Source organism: Labrenzia sp. PHM005, from assembly GCF_006517275.1.
Taxonomy (GTDB): Bacteria; Pseudomonadota; Alphaproteobacteria; order Rhizobiales; family Stappiaceae; genus Roseibium.
This window is the reverse complement of sequence record NZ_CP041191.1, coordinates 5,443,914-5,466,464: the sequence shown is the minus strand read 5'-3', so window position 1 is coordinate 5,466,464 and position 22,551 is coordinate 5,443,914. Positions and strand designations below refer to the sequence as shown.

General features: G+C 55.9%; 15 protein-coding genes. 10 read left to right on the top strand and 5 right to left on the bottom strand.

Going from position 1 to position 22,551, the window contains the following annotated elements; genetic code table 11:
* Window positions 1-371 precede the first annotated feature (371 nt).
* From FJ695_RS24720 to FJ695_RS24705, 4 genes are all read left to right on the top strand, one after another.
* Complete coding sequence (locus tag FJ695_RS24720; protein ID WP_141187928.1) at window positions 372-4,436, top strand: peptidoglycan-binding protein; 4,065 nt, start codon at window positions 372-374, stop codon at window positions 4,434-4,436.
* 256 nt (window positions 4,437-4,692) lie between these two features.
* Window positions 4,693-5,622 carry a sulfite exporter TauE/SafE family protein gene (locus FJ695_RS24715; RefSeq protein ID WP_141187927.1) on the top strand — a complete coding sequence of 310 codons (930 nt, stop codon included), beginning with the start codon at window positions 4,693-4,695 and terminating at the stop codon, window positions 5,620-5,622.
* A complete protein-coding gene (locus tag FJ695_RS24710; RefSeq protein ID WP_141187926.1) occupies window positions 5,619-6,398 on the top strand; it encodes a TIGR02186 family protein in 780 nt (259 codons plus the stop codon). The genes FJ695_RS24715 and FJ695_RS24710 overlap by 4 nt, the downstream gene beginning before the upstream one ends.
* A gap of 250 nt (window positions 6,399-6,648) precedes the next feature.
* Window positions 6,649-7,749: an AI-2E family transporter gene (locus FJ695_RS24705; protein WP_141187925.1), complete on the top strand. Its 1,101-nt coding sequence runs from the start codon at window positions 6,649-6,651 to the stop codon at window positions 7,747-7,749.
* Here FJ695_RS24705 and pdeM read toward each other — a convergent pair.
* Together pdeM and FJ695_RS24695 are read right to left on the bottom strand one after the other, a co-directional pair.
* Window positions 7,746-8,483, bottom strand: a complete 738-nt coding sequence (gene pdeM, locus FJ695_RS24700) for a ligase-associated DNA damage response endonuclease PdeM (protein ID WP_141187924.1) — start codon at window positions 8,481-8,483, stop codon at window positions 7,746-7,748. The two genes, FJ695_RS24705 and pdeM, sit on opposite strands and share 4 nt — an antisense overlap.
* Window positions 8,480-10,993 carry a ligase-associated DNA damage response DEXH box helicase gene (locus FJ695_RS24695; protein WP_141187923.1) on the bottom strand — a complete coding sequence of 838 codons (2,514 nt, stop codon included), beginning with the start codon at window positions 10,991-10,993 and terminating at the stop codon, window positions 8,480-8,482. The genes pdeM and FJ695_RS24695 overlap by 4 nt, the downstream gene beginning before the upstream one ends.
* A 63-nt stretch (window positions 10,994-11,056) precedes the next feature.
* Here FJ695_RS24695 and FJ695_RS24690 point away from each other — a divergent pair, with 63 nt between their 5' ends.
* Together FJ695_RS24690 and FJ695_RS24685 are read left to right on the top strand one after the other, a co-directional pair.
* Complete coding sequence (locus tag FJ695_RS24690) at window positions 11,057-12,094, top strand: ligase-associated DNA damage response exonuclease (protein ID WP_141187922.1); 1,038 nt, start codon at window positions 11,057-11,059, stop codon at window positions 12,092-12,094.
* A 39-nt stretch (window positions 12,095-12,133) separates the two neighbouring features.
* A complete protein-coding gene (locus tag FJ695_RS24685) occupies window positions 12,134-12,577 on the top strand; it encodes a DUF4440 domain-containing protein (protein WP_141187921.1) in 444 nt (147 codons plus the stop codon).
* Window positions 12,578-12,581: 4 nt separating this feature from the next.
* Here FJ695_RS24685 and FJ695_RS24680 read toward each other — a convergent pair whose 3' ends face one another.
* Complete coding sequence (locus FJ695_RS24680; RefSeq protein WP_141187920.1) at window positions 12,582-13,217, bottom strand: TetR/AcrR family transcriptional regulator; 636 nt, start codon at window positions 13,215-13,217, stop codon at window positions 12,582-12,584.
* Between the two features lie 281 nt (window positions 13,218-13,498).
* Between FJ695_RS24680 and FJ695_RS24675 the strand changes: the two genes are divergently transcribed.
* Complete coding sequence (locus tag FJ695_RS24675) at window positions 13,499-14,347, top strand: MipA/OmpV family protein (RefSeq protein WP_247653888.1); 849 nt, start codon at window positions 13,499-13,501, stop codon at window positions 14,345-14,347.
* A gap of 54 nt (window positions 14,348-14,401) precedes the next feature.
* On the opposite strand, the gene FJ695_RS24670 is transcribed toward FJ695_RS24675, so the two are convergent.
* Window positions 14,402-16,528: a DEAD/DEAH box helicase gene (locus FJ695_RS24670; RefSeq protein ID WP_141187918.1), complete on the bottom strand. Its 2,127-nt coding sequence runs from the start codon at window positions 16,526-16,528 to the stop codon at window positions 14,402-14,404.
* A 306-nt stretch (window positions 16,529-16,834) separates the two neighbouring features.
* On the opposite strand from FJ695_RS24670, the gene FJ695_RS24665 reads away from it, so the two are divergent.
* The 3 genes from FJ695_RS24665 (at window position 16,835) to FJ695_RS24655 (ending at window position 21,564) form a co-directional block, all read left to right on the top strand.
* On the top strand, window positions 16,835-19,156 hold the full coding sequence (locus tag FJ695_RS24665) for a methyl-accepting chemotaxis protein (protein WP_141187917.1): 2,322 nt from the start codon (window positions 16,835-16,837) through the stop codon (window positions 19,154-19,156).
* 83 nt (window positions 19,157-19,239) lie between these two features.
* Window positions 19,240-20,904 carry a cisplatin damage response ATP-dependent DNA ligase gene (locus FJ695_RS24660; RefSeq protein WP_141187916.1) on the top strand — a complete coding sequence of 555 codons (1,665 nt, stop codon included), beginning with the start codon at window positions 19,240-19,242 and terminating at the stop codon, window positions 20,902-20,904.
* Window positions 20,905-21,024: 120 nt separating this feature from the next.
* Window positions 21,025-21,564, top strand: coding sequence for a hypothetical protein (locus tag FJ695_RS24655; RefSeq protein ID WP_141187915.1), 540 nt, complete (start codon window positions 21,025-21,027; stop codon window positions 21,562-21,564).
* Window positions 21,565-21,628: 64 nt separating this feature from the next.
* Here the strand turns inward: FJ695_RS24655 and FJ695_RS24650 are convergent, their stop codons facing one another.
* Window positions 21,629-22,498: a thioesterase family protein gene (locus FJ695_RS24650; protein ID WP_141187914.1), complete on the bottom strand. Its 870-nt coding sequence runs from the start codon at window positions 22,496-22,498 to the stop codon at window positions 21,629-21,631.
* Window positions 22,499-22,551: the final 53 nt, after the last annotated feature.

Sequence of the window (22,551 nt, the reverse complement as noted above, 5' to 3'; positions counted from 1 at the left end):
GAGAAGACCCTGGGCAGGCTCAGGTTTAACTCTTCCTGAGGACTGCAGTGCCGGTATTCCGGCATGGGTTGTTTCCTATTTCTTGCCCACTGTTTAGCTTACGTTTGCGTCAAGGTCTAGTCTGTGCCGTTGCGCTATTCAGTCTCAAACGGAGATTTGCAACAGACGATTCGGGCGAAACCTAAGCAGTTTTGACCTGGCGGACGCCCGCTAGAGGCCCAGAATCGCATTTGGCAACGCCAATTAACGCCCTGTTTACCCTAAGTCGACAAAGTCTTTGGAAATGCTGGCCCGCTTTCCGGCCCTCGTCGGAGACCGAAATTTGCCAGCTCCCATCAGCGGTCAGAAGACCATAAGCCCAGGGTCAGGATATGCCGGCTAGAAATAAACACGAGGCGGGACGCCGCGGCCGAGTAGTGTATGACAGTCTAGATCGGAACGATTTGCCTCATCGCGAAGCTCCGCGCGCGCGTATTGAACGGTTGACACGCACCGCCACAGCGCTCGGCGGGTATGACCGGGGTCATGATGCCGACATCGGTTCAGAAGAAGATTTGGATGCTGTCGCCGATGAACTCGACCGTCTGTTGTCAGAAAGGTCAGATCGGCCTGCTGCCCGTCCGGCGAAAAAGCGCCGGCCTCGCCGTGCGCCACGCCGCGAGCGAGAGCCAGTTCGCGAGGCAGGTCTTGAGGATGTGATGGGCGCGCTCGACCGCCTTGACCGGCAGGTTCAAGGTCTGTCCGAGCATGAAGACTATGAGGACGAGTACGACCGCGCGCCTCGCGGTCATAGAGCGGGCCGGTATGCAATCGACTCCTTGGACGATCATCATGATCATATGGGTGATGACGACGGTTATTACGATGATCATGGTTATGAGGATCACCGTTACCAAGACGAAGAAGACTATGCCTACCGTCGTGAACCGCGCCGGGCCGGGCCGTCTGCCCGCGACGCGTCCATGCACGTCTACAAAGATCTGGGGCGCCGCATCGATGCGCTAAGAAAACCCCAGGAGAAGGCTTTGGCCCATGTCCGTGAGGAACTTGGTTCCTTGCGCGATGCTTTGGGTGGCCTCGCCAACGGAACGAATGAAACCGTCAGCCGCCAGAATGCGGAACTGCGCCGCTTGACCGACATGGTCGAGCGTTTGCGTAACGATAAGCGGAACGATCAGCTCGCCAAGGACATTCGCAAGGAAGTTGCGGATCTGAAGTCCTTGGTTGGCCAGACGAATGTCGAAGGCGCTTTGCAGACCCTGGAACACGGGTATGCTCACATCCTGCAGCGGCTTGATGAATTGTCGCGCGCCTCGGTCGATCCGCGGGTTTTGCGCGGCGTGACAATGCGCCTCAACGAGATCGAAGACGCCTTTGCAGCTTTGCCGCGCTCCGAACACATGATGGTTCTGGAAGATCGGGTGGTTTCGATCGCGGAGCGTATGGAAGAGCTGCTCCAGCGCAAAGACCATGAGGAAATCGAACCTCTGCGCACAGAGCTTCGGGAAGTGCGTGGTTTCGTCCAGAAAATCGACATCAAAGGTCTGGTCGAAAGCATCGATGACCGGATGAAGTTCGTCTCCAGCCGTCTGGATGATCTTGAAACTCTGGCCAAGGAGCAGCGTGGTCTCGACAGCCGTCTTTCCGCTATGGAAGAACGGATGCCGGAACCGGAGACTATCAATCGTCTTCAAGGACGTTTGGAAGACATCGTCGGCATGATGGCCGATGACCGCGCTGCGCCCTCAGACCAGCAGCACTTGATCCAGGTCGATCAACGTCTCGATGAAATCGTCGATCGTTTAGAGCGGATGGAACAGTCGCCGCCGTTGCCGTCCAACGACAGCGGGGCATTTGAGGCTCTGGAAAAACGGCTGGAGGCCATTTCCGGCAAGATTGATGTCATCGAAAAACGAGCCGCTCGTCCGGTGCCAGTGCTGGATGCGGCTGCCATGCGTTCCGGAAACGGCCCAGATGCCAAGTTCATGGCGCAAATTCAGGATCGCCTGAACGATCTGACCAACCGGCTGGATCAGCCGTCCGATTCAGTAACCACCTCTGATCTCGACAAGCTGCGTACAGAAATTACCGCAATGCGGGAGCGGGTCGCCGAACCAGCCTCGACCGATGCGCTCGAGCAGAGGATTTCTGATCTGGCAAACTTGGTCTCCAAAGGTGGAGGTGCTGCTGACGATAGAGGCCTGGAGATTCTTGGATCCAAGGTTGCCGCGCTTGCCGAGCAGATCGAAAATACGTCCAGCAATGCGCAAAGCTCTGATCAGTTCGCGTCCGTTTTGGAGCGCATTGAAAGTGGCTTGGCGCAAACGCGCTCTGATGTTGCCGGAATTGCCCGAAAGGCCGCCGAAGAAGCTGTCGCAAACACTCCCGCTAGCAAAAACCCGCAATACGATACGGCCATTTCGTCGCTGCAATCGGATCTGAAACGACTGCTCGACGCCGCTGAGGGAAGCGATGAGCGGACCCGCAATACGTTTGATGGTGTGAAATCCGTTCTGGGGTCGATCACCGAACGTTTGGACACGCTGGAACGGGTTGAGCGGCCCGCAACAGACAAGTCTGAAGAAGTCGCAGAAAGCGGCAACAACATGTTCTCGCCGATCAAAGTTGCCGAGCGTCCGCCACTTTTTGCTAAGGCGCAACCGGACATGGCCGATGCCAGAGGTTCGGAAGACGACACCAACCCGCAGCAGCCCGCAGCTCCTGAAATGTCGGCTCGTGACCGCAAAGCAGACTTTATCGCGGCTGCCCGCCGGGCTGCGCAGGCTGCCTCTGCAGAAGCTGCTCAATTGGAAAAGAACAAGCCGGAAACCACGGACGAAGCCGACGAGGAGCGCGGCAAAGCACGGGTTGGCTGGTTGCGCAATGTTTTGAAGCGGTCGCCGTCAGCTGATGACGAAGCGCAGCAGGACCGCGAATTTGAAACCAGTGGAGCAGATCAAGCTGCCCCCGAAACGGACGATGACCGCTCGTCAGTTCTGGCCGGCGACCGGGTCGCACCGGAGCCGGCTCAAGCTTCAGGTGGCCGCCGCCGCGCGATCCTTTACACAGCCGCTGCGGTTGTCCTCCTGATGGCTGGCTTTTATGTCACACGCGGTGCCCTCTTGCCGTCTGATACCACGCCGCAGATCGCAGCGGTCCCGCAGGAAAATGCAACAGAAGGTACAGCTGTGCCTGGCGTGGACATGAACGCAGCACCGGTCGCGACCGCTCCGGCCGATAATCCAGAAGTTTCCAGCGCGCCCATAGTGGTGGAAAGCCCGCCCGCACAAGTGGCTTCTGTTGCGGCTGAACCCGCAGCAGATGCGCCTGTGGCGACGCCGGCGAACATCGACCCGCCAGCGGTGGCTGCTGCAGACCCGGCAGCTGCGCCGGTTCCGGCAGCAGCGTCTGCGCCGCTACAGCCTGAAACCGGTCCTGCCTTTGCGCCGCCAAGCGGAGTTGAAAACAGCTTTAGTGCAGCGCCTGCCGGAGCATCACGGGGCTTTGCCCCGTCTCAACCGGCCGCGTCAACTGAAACACCAGCTGCCTCTGGATTATTGGCGAGCTTGCCGCCTGAGGAAGTCGGTTCAATGGCGTTGCGCAGTGCGGCTGCCAGTGGGAATTCGGCTGCTGAATTCCTGATTGGGGTTAAATATACCGAAGGCGATGGAGTTCAGGCGGATCTGGCAAAAGCTGCGGTTTGGTATCAAAAAGCTGCCGACAAGGGACTTGCACCGGCACAATACCGGCTCGCAAGCCTATATGAAAAGGGCCGGGGTGTTACCAAAGACCTGCCCAAAGCCAAGGCTTGGTATATGAAGTCGGCAGAAGCTGGTAACGCAAAAGCCATGCACAATCTTGCCGTCCTGTTTGCGGAAGGCGGTGGCGACCAGCCTGATTATGCAGCTGCCGCCAGGTGGTTTGAAGCAGCGGCCAACTACGGTGTGAAGGATAGTCTGTTTAATCTGGGCATTCTGTATGCCGGTGGTATCGGCGTCGATAAAAACCTCATCGCCAGCTACAAATGGTTCGCGATTGCAGCTGACCAGGGGGATCCGGAAGCAGCCAAGCGGCGCGACGATGTCGCCAACATGATGGATCAGGAAACCTTGGCCAATGCTCGTCTGGCCGTTGAAAACTTCAAGCTGAAGACACCGGTCGCAGCAGCGAACAAAGTGACACTGCAACCTGATTGGACAGATGGCAAGTCGCTGCCGGCCAGCAAAGCGTCCATCAAGGCAGTCGACAATTCAGCCATGGTCCGCGAGGCACAGGATAAGTTGAACTATCTCGGCTTCGATACGGGTACACCGGACGGCCAGATGGGGCCGAGAACCCGCAGCGCAATCCGGGCTTTCCAGCGTAGCTTAGGACTTCCGGAAACCGGTGAAGTTGATGGCCGCCTCATCGAAGAGTTGAAGAGCCAGGCGATCTGACGAGGCCGAGCGGACGTCTCGGCTACGGAAAGATTTCCAAAGAGCCGATGATACAATTTGAAAGAGCAGAAAATGTTCGGCATTTTCTGCTCTTTTGCTGTCTGAAACGGTCAATCTGGCATCATCTACCTAGGGACATTTATGAGTCCAGATACACCCGATCAACATTGCTTGGTTGACAGATTGGCCGCCACGGGTTTTTAACCATTATACATGTAAATTTATGCAGTCTTCTGCAACTCTCCGGCGTAGCCCTGTGCAATTATACCTTCCAATAGCCGAAATTCCGGTCAATATCTTCGTGATATTTGCTATGGGTGGCGCCGTGGGATTTCTGTCCGGTCTGTTTGGCATCGGCGGTGGCTTTCTATTAACGCCGCTCTTGATCTTTTCCGGAATTCCGCCTGCGGTCTCTGTTGCAACAGTGACTACACAGGTTGTTGCGTCTTCGGCATCAGGGGTTGTCAGTTATTGGCGGCGCAAGGCCATAGACTTCAAACTCGCCGGTATCCTGCTCGCCGGAGGTGTTTTCGGGTCCTTAGTTGGCGTAATTCTTTTTGACATCCTGCAAGCGGTCGGCCAGCTCGATGTTGTCATTTCGCTATCGTATGTCACCTTTCTCGGGACCATTGGCGGCTTGATGCTGTTTGAATCGGTCCGGGCAATCCGGCGGCGCAAATCCGGCGCGCCTCCCAGCGCCCGTAAGCCTGGCCAGCACAATTGGATCCATGGCTTGCCGCTAAAAGTCAGGTTCCGCAGATCGAAACTCTATGTCAGCGTCATTCCGGTGGTTGGGCTTGGCGCGGCCATCGGCTTTCTAGGGACGGTTCTAGGTATTGGCGGCGGGTTCATGATGGTTCCGGCGCTGATCTATTTGCTGCGCGTCCCGACCGGCATTGTCATTGGTACCTCGCTGTTCCAGATCCTGTTCACAATGGCGGCGGCGACCATATTCCATGCCATGGGTACCAAGACCGTCGATATCGTTTTGGCGATGACCTTGATGATCGGCGGTGTGATCGGGGCGCAGTTTGGCGCCCGGATGGGGCAGAACTTGCGCGGCGATCAGCTGCGTTTGCTTCTTGCGCTGCTCGTGCTTGGCGTGGGAATGCGGTTTGCAGTCGATCTGCTGCTTGTTCCTGAAGACCTTTATTCCATCGTGATCCGCAAGGGGGCAGGGCTGTGATCCGCATTTGCCTCCTGTTTGCGCTTTTGTTGTTCTGGATAAGCCATCCGGCGGCGGCGAGAAGCGGCCGGGATCTGGTGACATCGCTGTCTTCGGACGTGGTGTCAATCCAGTCGAATTTTACCGGTACGGAGATCGTGATTTTCGGGCAGGCTCAACATATCCAACGGTTGGACAACGACCCTGAAGGATATGAATTGGCAATTGTCGTCGAAGGGCCGCCGCAAGATATCACCACCCGCCGGAAAGGGCGTTTCTTAGGGGTCTGGGTAAACCGGGAATCAGAAACTTTCCAAAACGTTCCATCTTTTTATGCCGTTGCCAGCACTGTGGACATTGGGGCGATGGCTGAAAGAAACGTTCTCGATGATCTTGGCATCGGTCTCAATCACATAAATCTCGCCGTTTCGGGGGAGTCCAATGTGCCGCTGGCCGACAGGGATGACTTCCGGAAGGCCTTTGTGCGCTTGCGCCAGGAGATGGGGCTTTTTTCCGAGCAAGAAACATCAATTGAGTTCCTGACAGATACGATGTTCCGGACAAACATCCCCCTGCCTGCCAACATTCCGGTCGGCAACTACAGCGTCCAAAGTTTTCTGTTTCAAGATGGCGTGCTGGTGTCACAAACCGAAGAAGTGCTGCGCGTTGGCAAAATCGGCTTTGAGCAAGTGACCTTTGAACTCGCCCGCGAGTACTCGCTGGTTTATGGCCTGCTGGCCGTTGCCCTTGCCATCTTCACCGGCTGGCTGGCGGGCGTGATTTTCCGGAAAGACTGATCACGGCCTTAAGCGGTGGTTTTGGCTTAGGGGCTCGGGCGCCTGAGGGCCTCAAGGTATCTATTGGTGATTTCGAAGACCGTCCCTGGATCGTCGTGTGCGCCTTAGGCGCAGAAGTGTCGTGTCCCAAATAGATGCAATGATATCGCAATGGGTTGAAGTAAGAACTGGCTTCAAAACCGCCGAATGTCATGTAGGCTGCCACAACGAGAGTGGTGTCGTTCTCCAACTCGATCGCGACAGGGGCAACATGACCGATCAATCTACTCCAGAACCAACATCTAACTTGGGCAGCAAAACGGAGTCTTCCGTAGATGCGCGGGTGATCGATATCGCGATCCGGCTCGGGGTTCTGGGTGTATTTGCCTATTTCTCCCTGCAACTTGTCGCGCCGTTTTTTGCCTTTCTTCTCTGGGCGGTGATTCTGACTGTCGCGCTTTATCCGGTCTATGCCTGGCTTGCGGAAAAACTTGGTGGCCGGAAGGCTATCTCGGCCACAGTGATTACCTTGACCGGCCTGGCGATTGTCATCGGCCCGGTCGCTGTTCTCGTCGTCAGTCTCGTTGAAACGCTTCAAGGGCTTTATCACGGCATTACATCCGGCGGCGTCGCTATTCCCCCCATTCCTCCAAAACTGGCAGACTTGCCCGTTGTCGGTGAAAAGATCGCCGAGTTTTGGCAGCTGGCCGGCCGCAGTCTGGAGCAATTCTTGACCAAGATTGGTCCACTGGTGGCGCCCGCTGGTGGCAAGATCTTGTCGGTTCTGGCTTCTTTGAGCGGCAGTGTTTTGTTCTTCATTGTGTCGATCATTTTGGCTGGCTGTTTGTTTGTCCCGGGGCCGGCCCTCGCCTCTGGCGCAAAACGCTTTGCAGATCGGATTATCGCTCCGCGCGGCGCTGAATTTGTTGATCTGGCAGGCGCTACAATCCGCAACGTTTCCCGCGGTGTAATTGGCGTTGCCGTAATTCAGGGGCTTTTGACAGGTGTGCTGCTGATCCTGTTTGCCGTTCCGATGGCTGGGCTGCTGACCTTCGCCGCTTTGATCATGTGTATCGTCCAAATCGGACCGGCACTGATCATCTTGCCCACAATCATCTGGGCCTGGAGTTCCTGGGAGCTTCTGCCTGCGCTGCTGTTCACCGTGCTGATTGTTCCGGTGATGCTGGTCGACAATGTGCTGAGACCATTGTTGATGTCGCGCGGTCTGGATGTGCCGATGCTTGTGATCCTAATCGGCGTTCTGGGTGGCACACTTGCCTACGGCCTGATCGGCATGTTCCTCGGGCCGGTCATCCTGGCGGTTTTCTATGAGCTGGTGATTGCTTGGGTGAAGGCCGGGGAGGAAACTTAATCCCCAACCAGCCGGCTGGCGGTAAACGGGAACAGCCGATCATTACCGAGCATGAAGACTGAATACTTCCGGCGTTCGAAGATCTGCCCAAAAGCGTCGTGGGTCACATTCAGCCCGCCGGTGAGCGCACCGAAAGCGGGCAGGACGAGGCGGCTGCCGTCGGTGACAAAACAGGCACGGCGGATGGATCGGCCGAAGCGGCGCACGCGGGCGGCCGGATGCAGGTGGCCACAGATTTCGCCGCGGGTTTCATCCGAGCCGATTGTCTCGATTGGTTCGTGGCGGAAGGACAGTGGACCGATCGTGATTTCATCGACCGTTTCGCCGCACAGGCGGACCGGTGCAATCGGGTCATGATTGCCGGTGACCCAGATCCACTCCCGGTTCAGCTGCAAAGTGGTCAGCATGGCCCGGTAGGGGGCGGGTAGGCGATCGGAGCCGTCGGCATCGTGAAAGCTGTCGCCCAGGCAAATGACCCGGGCCGGATCAAAGGCGTCCATGACGGCTGCCAGTTTTTCCAGCGTAGCCCCGGTGTCATACGGCGGCAGCATGATGCCGCGCTTTGCAAAGCTGGAGCCCTTTTCCATGTGAAGGTCGGCGACAATAAGTGTCGATTCATCCGGCCACCACAGGACGCCGCTATCGTGCAGGCCGACCAGCTGACCGTTGATCTGGATGTCATGGCACACCGGCGCGGCCGTATATTTGCGCAAGTGTGACGAAAGGGCAGTCATTCCATGGCCTCCAGAAGCAGTTCCGACGCGGCCTCCTCCAATAGGGACTCTATCGCCTCGCCGTAAACAGGTTCCTTGCCAATTTCAAGAAGGACCGGCACGGCAAGAGGAGACACGTGCTCCAGGCTAGTATGCGTGATTCGACCGCGGATCCTGGAAAGAAGATCGCCCAATCGCGAGATATCCAAAAGTCCTTCCGCGGCGTCGTTCCAGGTTGCCTGCAAAAGGATGTGATCGGGCTCGTGGCTTCGTAAAACATCGTAGATCAGATCCGTAGACACCGTGACCTGCCGGCCAGATTTCTCTTGTCCCGGATGTCGGCGTTCGATCAGGCCGGCAATGACTGCGCAGTTCCGGAAAGTTCGTTTCATCAGACTGGATTCTGCCAGCCAAGCATCCAGATCGTCCCCCAGAATGTCCTGGTCAAACAGTTCATTAAGCGGGATTTTTCCGGACGAAAACAGCAGCGACAGATCGCCAAGACCCCAGATCGCCAGAGCATAATCATTGGCGACAAAACCCATCGGACGGGCGCCCATGCGTTCCAGCCGTTTGGTGAGCAGCATGCCGAGGGTCTGGTGCGCGAGCCGACCTTCAAAGGGATAGCAGATCAGGTAATGTTTGTTGGATCGCGGGAAGGTTTCCACCAAAAGGCCGTCGCGGCTTGGCAGCAAAGATTTGTCTTGCTGGATCTCCAACCACTCACGGACCTGACCCGGCAGGTCTTTCCAGCTGTCGGGTGTCGCCAGCATGGTCCGGACGCTTTCGGCCAAATAGGTGGAGAGTGGAAACTTGCCACCCATATAGGACGGGATCATCGGATTGTCGGTCTGGGCGCGGGAGACATAGGCTTCGTTTTCCCGCAAGCCCTCAAAACGCAGCACTTCGCCGCCAAAAATGAACGTATCGCCTGGCGCCAGTTGCTCGATGAAATACTCTTCGATTTCGCCAAGCAACCGGCCGCCTCGGCCTATGGGTGCCCGCCGCCCGGCGGCCTTTGATTTGACCAACCGCACCTTCAGCATCGGCGCTTCGACAATGGTGCCGACATTTAGGCGGTATTGTTGTGCGATCTTCGGATGGGCGATCCGCCAGAGCCCGTCCTTGCCTTTTCGAAGTTTGGCATACTGCTCATACGTCTTGAGCGCGTAGCCGCCGGTTGCAACAAAATCGAGCACCTTTTCGAAGGTCTCCCAGTCAAGCCAGCGGTAGGTTTCTGAAGACCGGATTTCATCAAAGGCTTGTGAAGGATCCAGCGGGTCGGCACACGCAAGGCCCAAGATATGCTGGGCGAGCACATCCAGCGCGCCTTTGCGCAAAGGCGGGGTGTCCTGCTCGCCCTTTTTCGATGCGGCCAAAGCCGCCTGACATTCCAGAACTTCAAAGCGGTTGGCCGGAATCAGGATTGCTTTGGACGGCTCGTCCATCCTGTGATTGGCGCGGCCGATCCGCTGGGCCAGACGACTGGCGCCTTTGGGCGCGCCGATGTTGACCACTAGATCGATATCGCCCCAGTCGATGCCCATGTCGAGAGAGCTTGTGGCGACGACCGCGCGCAATTGTCCGGACGCCATGGCCGCTTCCACCTTGCGCCGCTGGCCGACGTCCAGCGAACCGTGGTGGAGGGCAATTGGCAGCGTGTCGTCGTTGATCCGCCAAAGTTCCTGAAACACCATCTCGGCCTGGCTGCGGGTGTTCACAAAAAGCAGAGAGACATTGTGCTGTTTGATCAGCTGATAGATATCGCCAATCGCATACCGGGAGGAATGCCCGGACCAGGGGAGCCGTTCCTCCGAATCCAAAATGGAAATATCCGGTTCCGCTCCACCGCTGACTTCTACCAGCGAGGAAAGCGTGCGTTTGTCTTCCAGTGGCTGGCCAACCAGATAGGCGCGCAAATCATCCGGCTCTGCAACGGTCGCCGAAAGGCCAATTGTCCGCATCTCCGGCGCCAGCTGGCGCAAGCGCGCAAGACCGAGCGCCAGTAGATCGCCGCGCTTGGAAGTGACCAGGGCGTGGAGTTCATCGAGGATCACCGTTTTCAGCGAAGAAAACAGCTTCGCCGAGGCTGGATCGGACAGGAGCAGCGCAATTTGCTCCGGCGTGGTCAAAAGTATATCCGGCGGGTTGAGCTTTTGGCGCTGGCGCTTGTGGGAGGGCGTGTCGCCGGTCCGGGTTTCCAGCCGAATGTCCAGGCCCATCTCGGAGACAGGGGCTTCGAGGTTGCGCGCAATATCGACAGCCAGCGCCTTGAGCGGAGAAATGTAGAGTGTGTGAATTCCACCCGCCTGACCCGGTTTACGTTTTCCTTGTGTTTCCAGTTCCACCAGGCTGGGCAAAAAACCGGCGAGGGTTTTCCCGGCGCCGGTCGGGGCGATCAGAAGTGTCGATTGTCCCGCACTAAGGTGATCCACCAGCTGCAATTGGTGCGCGCGCGGGTTCCAGCCTCTTGAGGCAAACCAGCTTTGAAATCGGTTGGGAAGAAGCGCGGCATCCATAATCCTATTCATAAGTGTGTCCGCGTGCTTTTACGAGAGCTGGCCATTCAAATTCCGCGGCCTATAGTCAGCTCAATGACTGAGCTTCTGACCCTGCCCCCTGAAGGGCTTTATTGTCCTTTGGCCAAAGCGCACATCGATCCGGTACGGCCTGTCGAGAAGGCCATCATCACTCATGGTCACGCAGATCATGCCCGGGCCGGGCATGGTGCCGTGCTGGCAACCCGGCAGACCCTCGATATCATGGCGGTCCGCTATGGCACTGATTTTTGCGGTCAGGCGCAGGCCGTCGGCTACGGCGAGACGCTGACAGTGGGCAGCGTGGAGGTGTCGCTCCATCCGGCAGGTCACGTCCTTGGATCCGCGCAGGTTCTCCTGTCGGCCGGTGGCGAACGTACGGTCATATCCGGCGACTACAAGCGGCAGGCCGATCCCACCTGTGCTCCGTTTGAACTGGTGCCTTGCGACACCTTCGTCACTGAAGCGACATTTGGTTTGCCGGTGTTCCGGCACCCACCCGCACAGCAGGAAATCGCCAAGCTGATCTCTTCATTGGATCTTTTTCCTGAACAGACCCATCTGGTCGGCGCTTATGCTTTGGGCAAGGCGCAGCGGGTGATCGCCGAAATCCGGGCCGCTGGTTACGAAAAGACCATCTACCTGCACGGCGCTTTGGAGAAACTTTGCGTTTACTATCAATCTCAGGGTGTGGATCTTGGGCCGTTGGAATTGGTCGGTGACCGCGGCAAGGAACTTCAAGGGGAAATTGTTGTGTGCCCGCCCGGCCAGCTCAGCGACCGATGGTCGCGGCGTTTTGGCGATCCGGTTGCCGCCATGGCGTCCGGCTGGATGCGGGTGCGCGCAAGGGCGCGTCAGCGCGGCGCTGAATTGCCGCTGATCCTCTCAGATCATGCTGATTGGGACGACCTTTGCCGGACAATTCTGGAAACCGGCGCAGAACGAATTTGGGTCACTCATGGCGCCGAAGAAGCTCTTGTGCATTGGTGCGATTTAAATGGACGAAAGGCCCGTCCGCTCAATATGATAGGCTATGATGACGGAGAGGGGGCTGACGCCAGTTTGCTGGATGTGAAAGGGCAGGCAGCTTCTTAAACCGGACAAAATTGAAACGCCGGATCGCAGGGGGCAGACATGGCAGACAATGGCGACTTCCAGCAAACCGGAAATGACAGTGGCAATGGTGCGGACTTGAATGGCAATGGTGAAGCGGAAGAAACCATTGCCCAGCTGTTCGATGACTATCAGGCCGGTTTCAACGATTATGACATGGAGCGCATCTGCGACTGCTTCGCGCTGCCTGCAATCATCTGGCAGCATGAGAAAGGTCATGTCTTCAACGACGATGAAGAGCTGATCGAGAACATTGAAGCGCTCTTGAAAGCCTTAGAAAAAGAAGGTGTTAGCCATTCGGAGTTCCAAGTGGTCTCCAGCCATGTCAGTGGCACGACCGCTTTGGTTACCCTCGATTGGAGCCAGGAGAGCACCGATGGTGAAGCGGTCTTCGAGTTCACTTGTCACTACCAGCTGATCCAGGACGGCGAAGACTGGATGATTGCCGGGATCGTCAACGAGTAGCGGCTCAATGTGGCGGAACCGCTGTAGCGGGAGGCCTCAAACAACCCATGATGCTGTGAACCAAGTGGGCTTTGATAGCGTCTGGGTCATCGACAATCTGTCCGCCCGATATTGCACCGTGAAGCACGGAGCGGATGAGATTTCGGATAACAAACCCTGCTGCCTCAAGATCTTGTGTTGCGATTTCCCGGTGTCTACTGCTTAAGAAAGTGCGGGCGGCGGAATCCATCTTCTGATGGAACATCTCCTGGTCGGACTGCACTGTGTTTGCCGGGAGCACTTCTTCAAACGCAGCATTCAACCGTGGCGCATCCAAGTGCACCTGGAAATTTGCGTCGACGATGCGCCGGATAGCATCAGGAAGTGGCAGATGTTCTGAGGACGCCATGGCTCCCTCCACAGCGTGAAGAATCTGCGCACGGTGCGCGATTTTCAGTTCCAGGATCAGAGCAGCCTTGTTTGGGAAGTACTGGTACAAGGATCCAATGCTGATGCCCGCCCGCTCGGCAATCAGATTGGTGGTCGACGCCTCATAACCATTTTGATCAAAGACTTGAGTTGCGGCTTCTAGAATGAAGCCGACCATCTGCCGCGAGCGCTGCTGTTTCGGCCGCCGCCGGCGTACATTGTTCAACTCCATATAAAAAACGTCCTCCACCGCACTGCGCGCTCACATAGAGAGGCAGATGGGTCAAAAATGTGACCAGAACGCGAGTGTGTTCATTTCGAAAGGATAGATTTGTCCAGGAGGCAAAAAAATAACTTCTATATTTCCTATACTTATCCAGTGTTTGCGTCACTTTTTAGCGGCAGCGTCTAGTTCCAGAAACGCGAGTTTTGCATTGCTTAGCAGCGGTTCACTTTCCGTGTGCCGGTCGAATAAGAGACGGCCGGATTTAGACGGAGGTTGTGACTGTGTTCATGAACAAAGGATGTTCCTTTGGGGCGTTGGCCTTATTTGCTGTCGGAAGCTGCTCGCATGTACCAGCACTTGCAGCGGATTTAAGCGGCAGCAATTCGGTCGGCTGGGCCGACCTGGGCAGCCGTGCCGCGCAAGGAGTCCATGGAGTTGCGGTGTTTGGCGCAGCAGCTGAGCCTGAATACGAGGGCGCCAAAGAGTACATTCCGATACCTCAGTTCTACACCAACTTGAGGGCAATGGGGTTGGGTCTGGAAATCAAAGGACCGGAAGCGAGTCTGAACTTGCGCCCAGATGCGGCCTTCCAATTTGGCCCGGCTGTGAAGTACCGAATGGGGCGGGACAATGTATCGAACACTGTAATCGACAGACTTGACGCCATCGATGGGGCCTTTGAGGCGGGTGGTTTTGTTGCCTACCAGTTCAACTCCCTTCTCGCGCAATCGGATGTTTTCGAGGTTTCTGCAGAGCTGATGACCGATCTTTCCGGTGTGCATGAAGGGACAAGCGGCAAAATCCGGGCGGGATATCAGTTTTCCGCGACTGAGAGACTTGGCGTTGGACTGGAAACAGAAGTTGGCTTCGCCAGTGATGGCTACATGAATACATATTTCGGCGTGACCGGGGCTGGTGCGATAAACTCAGGCCTGGCAGCCTACACAGCCAATGGAGGTGTGAAAGACGTCGGTATCCAGGCAACCATGACATATAAGATGACCGATCGCTGGGGGCTTGTTGGCCGGGCATCTTATACGCGTTTGTTGGGTGATGCGGCGGACAGTCCAATCGTCAAGGATGAGGGGTCCGCAGATCAGTTCAAAGCTGGTGTGGGGTTGTCATTTGCCTTCTAGACGAGGAAGACGACCGAAAAAAGGAAAAGGCCCACGCTTAGGTGGGCCTTTGACTTACTTCGCGCGGTCCGCCTTGCGCTGGGCACGGGACGGTTTATTTTTCTTCGGCGCCTTCTTTTTGGCCCCGGCCGGTTTGCCGCCGGCTTTCGGTTTGCCTTTGCGTGGGGCTTCACCGTCGGTATCGCGTGGCTTACGGGCTTTGCGCGGGGCATCACCGTCCCGGTCGCCGGAGAGTGCCTTCATATCCAGCGGTTCATAGGCCGGATGATGTGGAGCGGCATCACCGTCGTCCCGGCGGCGCTTTTTGCCACGCGGACCATCGAAGTCGCGCTTCGGGCCGCGTTTCGGCCTGTCCGGTTTCAGTGTGTCTTCCCGGCCCATCTCTTCATAGTCCGGGGCATCGCCTTTGCGCGGCCGGCGGTTCTGGTAGCCGCCGCGGTCGCCGCGATCACCGCGGTCATTTCTGTCTCCGCGATCTCCCCGGAAGCGGTTGCCTCGATCCCGATTGCCACCGCCCCGGAAGTTGTCTTCCTTCGGCGGTTGCGGGATTTTGCCGCCACGCGCATCGAGAAGCGTGATGTTGACGTTTTCCTCGCCGGTACCTTCGCGTTTGACAACTTCGTTGAAGCGTTCGCCGTGTTTTCCGTCTATTTCAAAATAGAGCTGGTTCTGGAAGATCTTGATGGCACCGACTTCACGTTTAGTGACGTGACCAGCACGGCAAATCAGTGGGAGGATCCAACGTGGTTCTGCGCGCTGCCGATGTCCGAGAGACAATGAGAACCAAACACCGTCATCAAATTTGCCGGTGATTTCGGCGCTGCGGCCGCCACGTGCGCCGGCGTCGCGTCCTTTGAGTGATGATTCATTCAGCTCACCAACATCTTCCGGTGCAGGCAAGCGGGATTGACGCAATTTGACGAACGCTGCTGCCAGCTGCTCCGCACTGTGAAGTGCCAGAAGTTCTACGGCAATTGCCCGTTCTTCTTCTTCCAGTTCGGCGGACAAGACCGGATCGGCCAGCAGCCTTTCCTTGTCCTTCGCGCGAATTTCATCCGACGTCGGTGCGCCTTTCCAGGTGGCCGTGATGTTTGCAAAATGAAGGGTGCGTTCAGCCTGACGGCGGCGTGGGAACGGAACCATCAGCACGCAGGTGCCTTTGCGGCCCGCGCGGCCAGTTCGACCTGATCGGTGAAGGAGGGCCGCTTTTCCGGTCGGCAGATCAGCGTGAATCACCAAGTCCAAATTTGGCAGGTCGATGCCGCGGGCGGCGACGTCGGTTGCCACACAAACCCTGGCCGTGCCGTTCTTCATAGCGGTGAGAGCGGCTGTCCGCTGCTCCTGGCTGAGTTCACCAGAAAGCGAGACAATTGAGAAGCCTCGATTTGCAAGCCGGGCGGTTAGGCGGCTGACACCTTCACGAGTCTGGCAGAATACGATCGCCTTTTCTGCTTCGTGCAGGCGTAGAACGTTGATGATGGCGTTTTCGCGCTCATTCGGTGCCACGGGGTGTGCCACATAGTCGATATCAACATGCTGCTCACGGGCATTGATCGTGGACAGGCGTACGGCATCTTTCTGAAAACGCTTGGCAAGCTCGGCAATCGGCCTGGGAACTGTCGCGGAGAACATCAAGGTCCGGCGCTCTTGTGGCGCTGCGTCCAGAATGAACTCCAAATCTTCACGGAAGCCCATGTCGAGCATTTCATCGGCTTCGTCGAGCACGACAGCGCGCAATTCTGAAAGATCGAGGGCTCCGCGTTCAATATGGTCGCGCAGACGACCCGGAGTGCCGACAACGATATGGACTCCCCGGTCCAAGGCTCGGCGTTCGGTACGCGGATCCATGCCGCCGACGCAAGACGCTGTGACTGCGCCAGCTTCGCCGTAAAGCCAGGTGAGTTCTTCCTTCACCTGCAGTGCAAGTTCACGTGTCGGAGCAATCGCGAGTGCCACTGGAGCGCCGGGTTTGCCGAGCGTTTCCTCTTCGCCGAGGATGGTCGAAGCCAATGCCAGGCCAAATGCAACGGTTTTGCCTGAACCGGTTTGCGCGGAGACAAGAAGATCTGCTTCAGCGGGGGCTTCGCTCAGGACACTTTCCTGAACCGGGGTGAGGCTTTCATAGCCACGTTTCGCCAGCGCGGCTTTCAGCGCCGGGGCGAGCGACATCAAATCAGTCATAGGAATCTTTCAACTGCTCCGGATCATCTGCATACCAGTCAGCAGTCTACCGGATCGGGCCATCACCATGCCGGCCCTTATGGAGCGCGGCTTATACAGGCTTTCATCTGCCGCGTCTACCTGCAGGAATTGCACGAATTTTTTGCAGAGATGTAAAAACTAACAGTGTTGTTTAGGGGTGTTTCGGCTGTGCCTCGTAGATAATATCAATGGTATACGGTGCGACAATTTTTCATCCTCAGGTTTATATATTTTCTTAACTTTACCTAGCGTTATTTGGGGCGGGTTTTCTGTTTGGGGATTGTTATGTTCAAATCAATTCGTGCTCAGATCGCGTTGCTTGCGATTGTTCCGCTGCTGGCTTTTTTATTTCAAAGTTTCATCGCACTTTATGAAGCGCAAAATGAAAGCCGTATCGCATCTGATATCCTTCCAAAAGCAGTGATGGCGGAACGGTCGGAAGCAGTCATTCACGAGTTGCAGAAAGAGCGTGGCCGGACGGCGGTGATGATCGCGACCGGATATGCGGACAACCCCAAAAAACTCTTGGCAGAACAGCGGAAAGCGACGGACAAGGCTGTTGAGGACTTTCAGACCGCTGTTGCTGGTTTCTCTGTTCACAACAAGGTGGTTTTGGAAAAGGCCCGGGAGATGGCAAATCACCTTAATGCCATCGGTCAACACCGCAGCGGGATTGATAACAAGAGTATCAATGGCTCCAAGAACCTTGCATTTTATTCAGGCAACATCCGCCAATTGGTTGCTCTGATTTGGGCGGGCGTTCAAGCAAGCGCAGACAGTGAATACGCGCAAGATATGTCACCGTTTCTCCTGTTAACGGAAGCTATTGAGGCGGGCGGCCTTGAACGTGCGATTGGTGGTCAACTGTTCACGATTGTCGGAAAAACCGGAGACGTGCCAAAAGAACGGTTTTTGGCATACTTCGATCGCTTGTCAGTTGAAAACGCCTTTCTCAAAGACTTCAGAGAGATCGCCTTCCCACACCATATTGAGTTGTTCGACCAGATGGTTTCAGGACCAGCGGTTTCTCAAGTCGTAGAATGGCGCAAGGTTCTTCGAACCTTACCGGAAACAAAAGATGGACAGGGTATTGATGGCTCGGTCTGGTTTGGTAAGGCAACCGAACGGCTTAATTTGATGCGCAATGCGTCTCTTGAGATGCTTTACGCAGGCGAAAAACGGGCCCAGGAACTTGCTGACAGCGCCAACCAGCACTTCATGATGGTGGTCTGGGAAACGGTTTTTGTTGTCCTGCTCACTCTTGGCCTTTGTGTCTGGCAGATCCGCAAAGTAAACAACACTTTGGCGAAACTGGCCGGCAAGTTGGTAGATATCGCCGAAGGTGCTTTGGACTTTAAGATGCCGTTCTTGAACCGGGCCGATGTTATCGGCGATCTCGCTCGAGCCGGCGAAGTCTTTCAGGAAAACGCCCGAGTGCGTGCAGCCCTTGAAATGGAGGCGGCCAAGGAACGTGATCGCGAACGGATGCGTCAAAACCACGTCGAGGAGTTGATAGAGAAATTCCGAAACCTGATGGCGAGCGTTACCGGAGACGTCGACGATAAGACCAGTCAGATGACGGATATTGCTTCGCGCGTCCGTCATATCTCCCAGGATGCGTCTTCCGCAGCTGGTGAAGCAAAAGGGGCTTCTGAATCGTCATCTAACAATGTGCAGACGGTTGCAGCCGCCGCCGAGGAAATGTCGGCTGCCATTCAGGAAATTCTCAATCAAGCCGGACGGGCAACCGATGTTATCAGCGACGCTACTGGAATAGCCAAGCAAACGGATGGTAATGTTTCCAGTCTGGCGGACGCGGTCGAAAAAATCGGTACGGTCGTTGAGATGATCCGGGCGATTGCAGAACAAACCAACCTGTTGGCGCTCAACGCCACAATCGAAGCCGCCCGCGCCGGCGATGCTGGTAAAGGGTTTGCAGTTGTCGCAGCAGAAGTGAAAGAGCTGTCGACACAGACGGCAAAAGCGACAGAAGAGATATCCAATCAGATTTCTTCGGTCCAAGGTTTGACAAGCGAGGCTGTTGACTCCATTCGCAAGATCTCTGGATCCATTGAGCTCATTAGTGAAGTCACAGGCGCCATCACAAGCGCTGTTGATGAGCAAAGCATTGCCACGCACGAGATTACGCAAAGCATTACAATGGCTGCCAGTGAGACTGCAAATGCGGTGACAAGCGCAGAAACCGTGGATCAAGCGATTCAGGCGACTGCAGGTGAAGCGCAAACGGTGGATGAAATTGCAGTGGCTGTGAAAAATGTCGCGGACCAGATGTCGACCGGTATCGAGGGGTTCCTTGAACAAATGGCTCACGATGTCGAAGAACGCCGCCGGGCGAGCCGAAAGCAGGAACAAGGACAGAAAATCACGTTAATCTCCGAAGATGGGTTGGAACATTCTACGCGGTTGGTGAACAGCTCGGATGGCGGAGTTGGCGTTATCGTTTTTCCGGGAATCAAAGAAGGCATGCGCCTAACATATGTGGACTTCTCAGGCGCGCAGGTGCCGATGGTCGTGAAATGGATCCGCGAGGATGCCGCTGGCCTGCAGCGCATTTCAAACGAAGTTGCCTTAAGTGATGCGGCCTGATCCCGGCACTTGATCTGGAGACTGTCAAAAACATATAGCCGGTAGGGGTTTTGACCGAGGCCCCGATCCGGCTATGTGAATCCATGCGTGCTTTTTCTCAACTCCTGGACCGGCTGTCACTGGAACCAAGGCGCCTTGCAAAAGAAGCGCTATTGGTCAGCTATTTCAAAAGTGTTCCCGATCCCGACAGGGGATTTGCGCTTGCAGCGTTGACACGCGATCTAAAGTTTAAACACGCAAAACCCGCAGTTTTAAAATCGCTCATAGGGGAGCGCTCCGATCCCCAGCTCTTTGCGCTCTCTTATGATTTTGTCGGAGACTTGTCAGAAACCATCGCATTGATGTGGCCGTCTCCAACTGGTGTGGACACGGAAAAACAGACAGACGAAGTAAAACTGGCTGACGTGGTTGATGCGTTGGAAAATGCGGGCAAGACCGACGTACCGCGATTGCTGACCAATTGGTTGGACCACTTGGATGAAACCGGGCGCTGGGCGCTCCTCAAGTTGGTGACCGGTGGGCTGCGGGTCGGTGTCTCAGCGCGGTTGGCTAAAACGGCGCTTGCGGGCCTTGGAAGATTGAAAGTTTCAGATATCGAAGAGGTTTGGTTCGGTCTGAAGCCGCCCTATGAAACCCTATTTGCCTGGGCCGAGGGCAAAGGAGAGCGCCCGGACAATCTGGACCCAGCACCCTTCCGACCCGTCATGCTGGCCCACCCTCTTGATGCAGATCGAGACCCAGATCAGCTTGAAGCAACCGATTTTGCCGTTGAATGGAAATGGGACGGCATCCGCATTCAGGCGGCGGCAGGGCTTGCGGAGGATGGGACAGAGGTTCGCCGGTTGTTCAGCCGGACCGGAGACGACATTTCGAGAGCTTTCCCAGATGTCTTGGAGGCGATGACTTTTGACGGCTGCATTGACGGCGAGTTGCTGGTCATTGCAGACGGTAAAGTTCGGCCTTTTGGCGACCTTCAAAAACGTCTCAACAGAAAGACGGCGGGCCCGAAACTTCAGCGTGAATTTCCCGCGGCAATCCGTGCATACGATCTGCTGACGCTGAATGGTGAAGACCTGCGCGGGTTCTCATTTGCGGACCGGCGGACAAGGTTGGAAGGTTTTGTTGAAGACATATCGCATCCCAAGATCGATATTTCGCCACTCGTAAATGTTAATACATGGGATGAAATTACAGAGGCGCGCAGCAATCCCGACGCATTTCTGGGCCCCGATGATGCCGCAGCAGTTGAAGGGGTAATGCTCAAGAAGCTTGATGCGCCCTATGCCGGTGGGCGCCCAAAAGGCCTCTGGTTCAAGTGGAAACAAGATCCGCATCTTATCGATGCGGTGTTGATGTATGCGCAGCGAGGGCATGGCAAGCGATCATCGTTTTATTCCGACTACACGTTTGGCGTCTGGCGGGATGGTCTGGAAGGTGAAGGGCTGGTGCCCGTGGGCAAAGCCTATTTTGGATTTACAGATGAAGAGCTGCAGCAAATTGACCGGTTTGTGCGTGCCAATACGACGAACCGTTTCGGCCCAGTTCGCGAAGTGCGATTTGGTCACGATTTCGGGCTGGTTTTGGAAGTTGCATTTGAAGGTTTGAACAAATCCAGCCGTCACAAGTCCGGCGTGGCGATGCGTTTTCCGCGAATTTCACGGATCCGCTGGGATAAGCCTGCTGGCGAAGCTGATCGTCTGGAAACCCTTGAAAAGTTGCTCGATCACCGGTCTGATGTGGCAGGTTGATGTATGTTCCCGGTGACAAACGTCTAAACTGGCCGTGCTTTGGCCATGGAAATGTGGCAACGGTAGTTTGATCGCGCCAAGCGGCGTGTATCTTCAAACAGTTTTTAGGAGACACGTATTATGGCTCGCGCATACTTCTCGGCAGCCATTTTGGTTTTAGCTGGTGCCGGAGTTCTCGCAGCAGGACCTGTTCGGGCGGAAACAGAAGTTACGCCTGAAGCTGTTGAGGCGGTAACCGAAGGGGATAGCGACCGTTTTTCATTGGTCGCTGCCGACGGCGATATTCTCCGAGTGGACCGGCAAAATGGAACTGTCTCGATTTGCCGGCAAAAAAATGCCAACTGGCGGTGTAATCCGGTCCCGCTTGCGGAAGAGGCTTATCTTGCGGAAATCAATGCGTTGGCTGCTGAAGTGGAAAATTTGACAGCACGTTTGGAGACGCTGGAAGCTGGCAAAGAAGACAGCGGCATTCCATTGCCCCCTGGATCTGCGGTCGATCGCCCCGTGGACAAAAAGATTCCAGAGGATGGATCCTCAAAACTGACTGCTGAAGACGAAGAAGAACTTGATAAGGTGTTGAGTTTTACTGAAACAGCCATGCGGCGTTTCTTTGGCATGGTGCGTGAGCTACAAAAGGATTTGGACAGCAGCGGCAACTAATCAGTTACCGCTTTCTGAGCGTTTGGCTCAAATCAGCATTTTAAGCCAAATGTAATCGCCTATTTCAGTCTAGCTGTATTTTTGCAATCGCCTTGCGCGCTGCCTCAGGCAGTTCAATCGCTTTCCGGGCATCAAGATCCATTGCCAGGGCAACGACATCCAATGTTGCAGCTAACCGGCTTGTGCGGCTTTCATATATGTGGTGCCGCATACCGAACGTCTTTGCCTGAGCGCCGGTAAAGCCGGAGGCGACAACGATAGCGTCGCCCGATTTAAGTGGCGTGTGCCAAATCAGCTTCATCTCCATTGCGACACGGCCGAGATTATGTTCGCTCAGATAGGTGTGGGTCAGTGGGCTGCGTTCCCATACATGAGGGACTGCATCTGTACAGCAGGCGAGCGCGAATTGATCATCTGCCTTCCCGTCCGCATTGACGTGCCGTGGAAGCACTGTTCCGCGGAAGCACAAACCGCCACCGTTCTGCAAAAGCTTATCCAAAGCCGGTTTGTTGTTCGCCGGACTTGCAGGCAGACCGCGAGGTGAGGCCAGTTCGCTCATGGGACATTGGTGATCCTTGAACCTCTGACGCAGAGATTTGACTGTGCTGGCGCTGGGCTCATAGCCGTCAATAGCCGTTGCGCTCAAGTCACCGGTTCCGGCATTTCGCAATTCGTGAACGACCGTCAGCATATGCGGCCCATCGAACGCGATGCCTGAATGAACGGTGATCAAATCACCTGTGCGCAGCTCCTTATGATAGCGCACATGCCGAACCCTGCGGGCACCTACCAGAGCATCGCTCAGGCCGGTGATCAACCGGAATTGCTGATCAGCTTCATCGAACCGGCTGAAGTAGAACTGAACGTTTAGATGATCGTTTTCATCGCATTCCCACCGGTTGGTGAAGGAATAAAGGGTTGGGTGCAGCGCCATGGTATCGAAGCTTTGATCTTAAAAAAGGAATTTCTGTGCTGAGAAGCTATTGT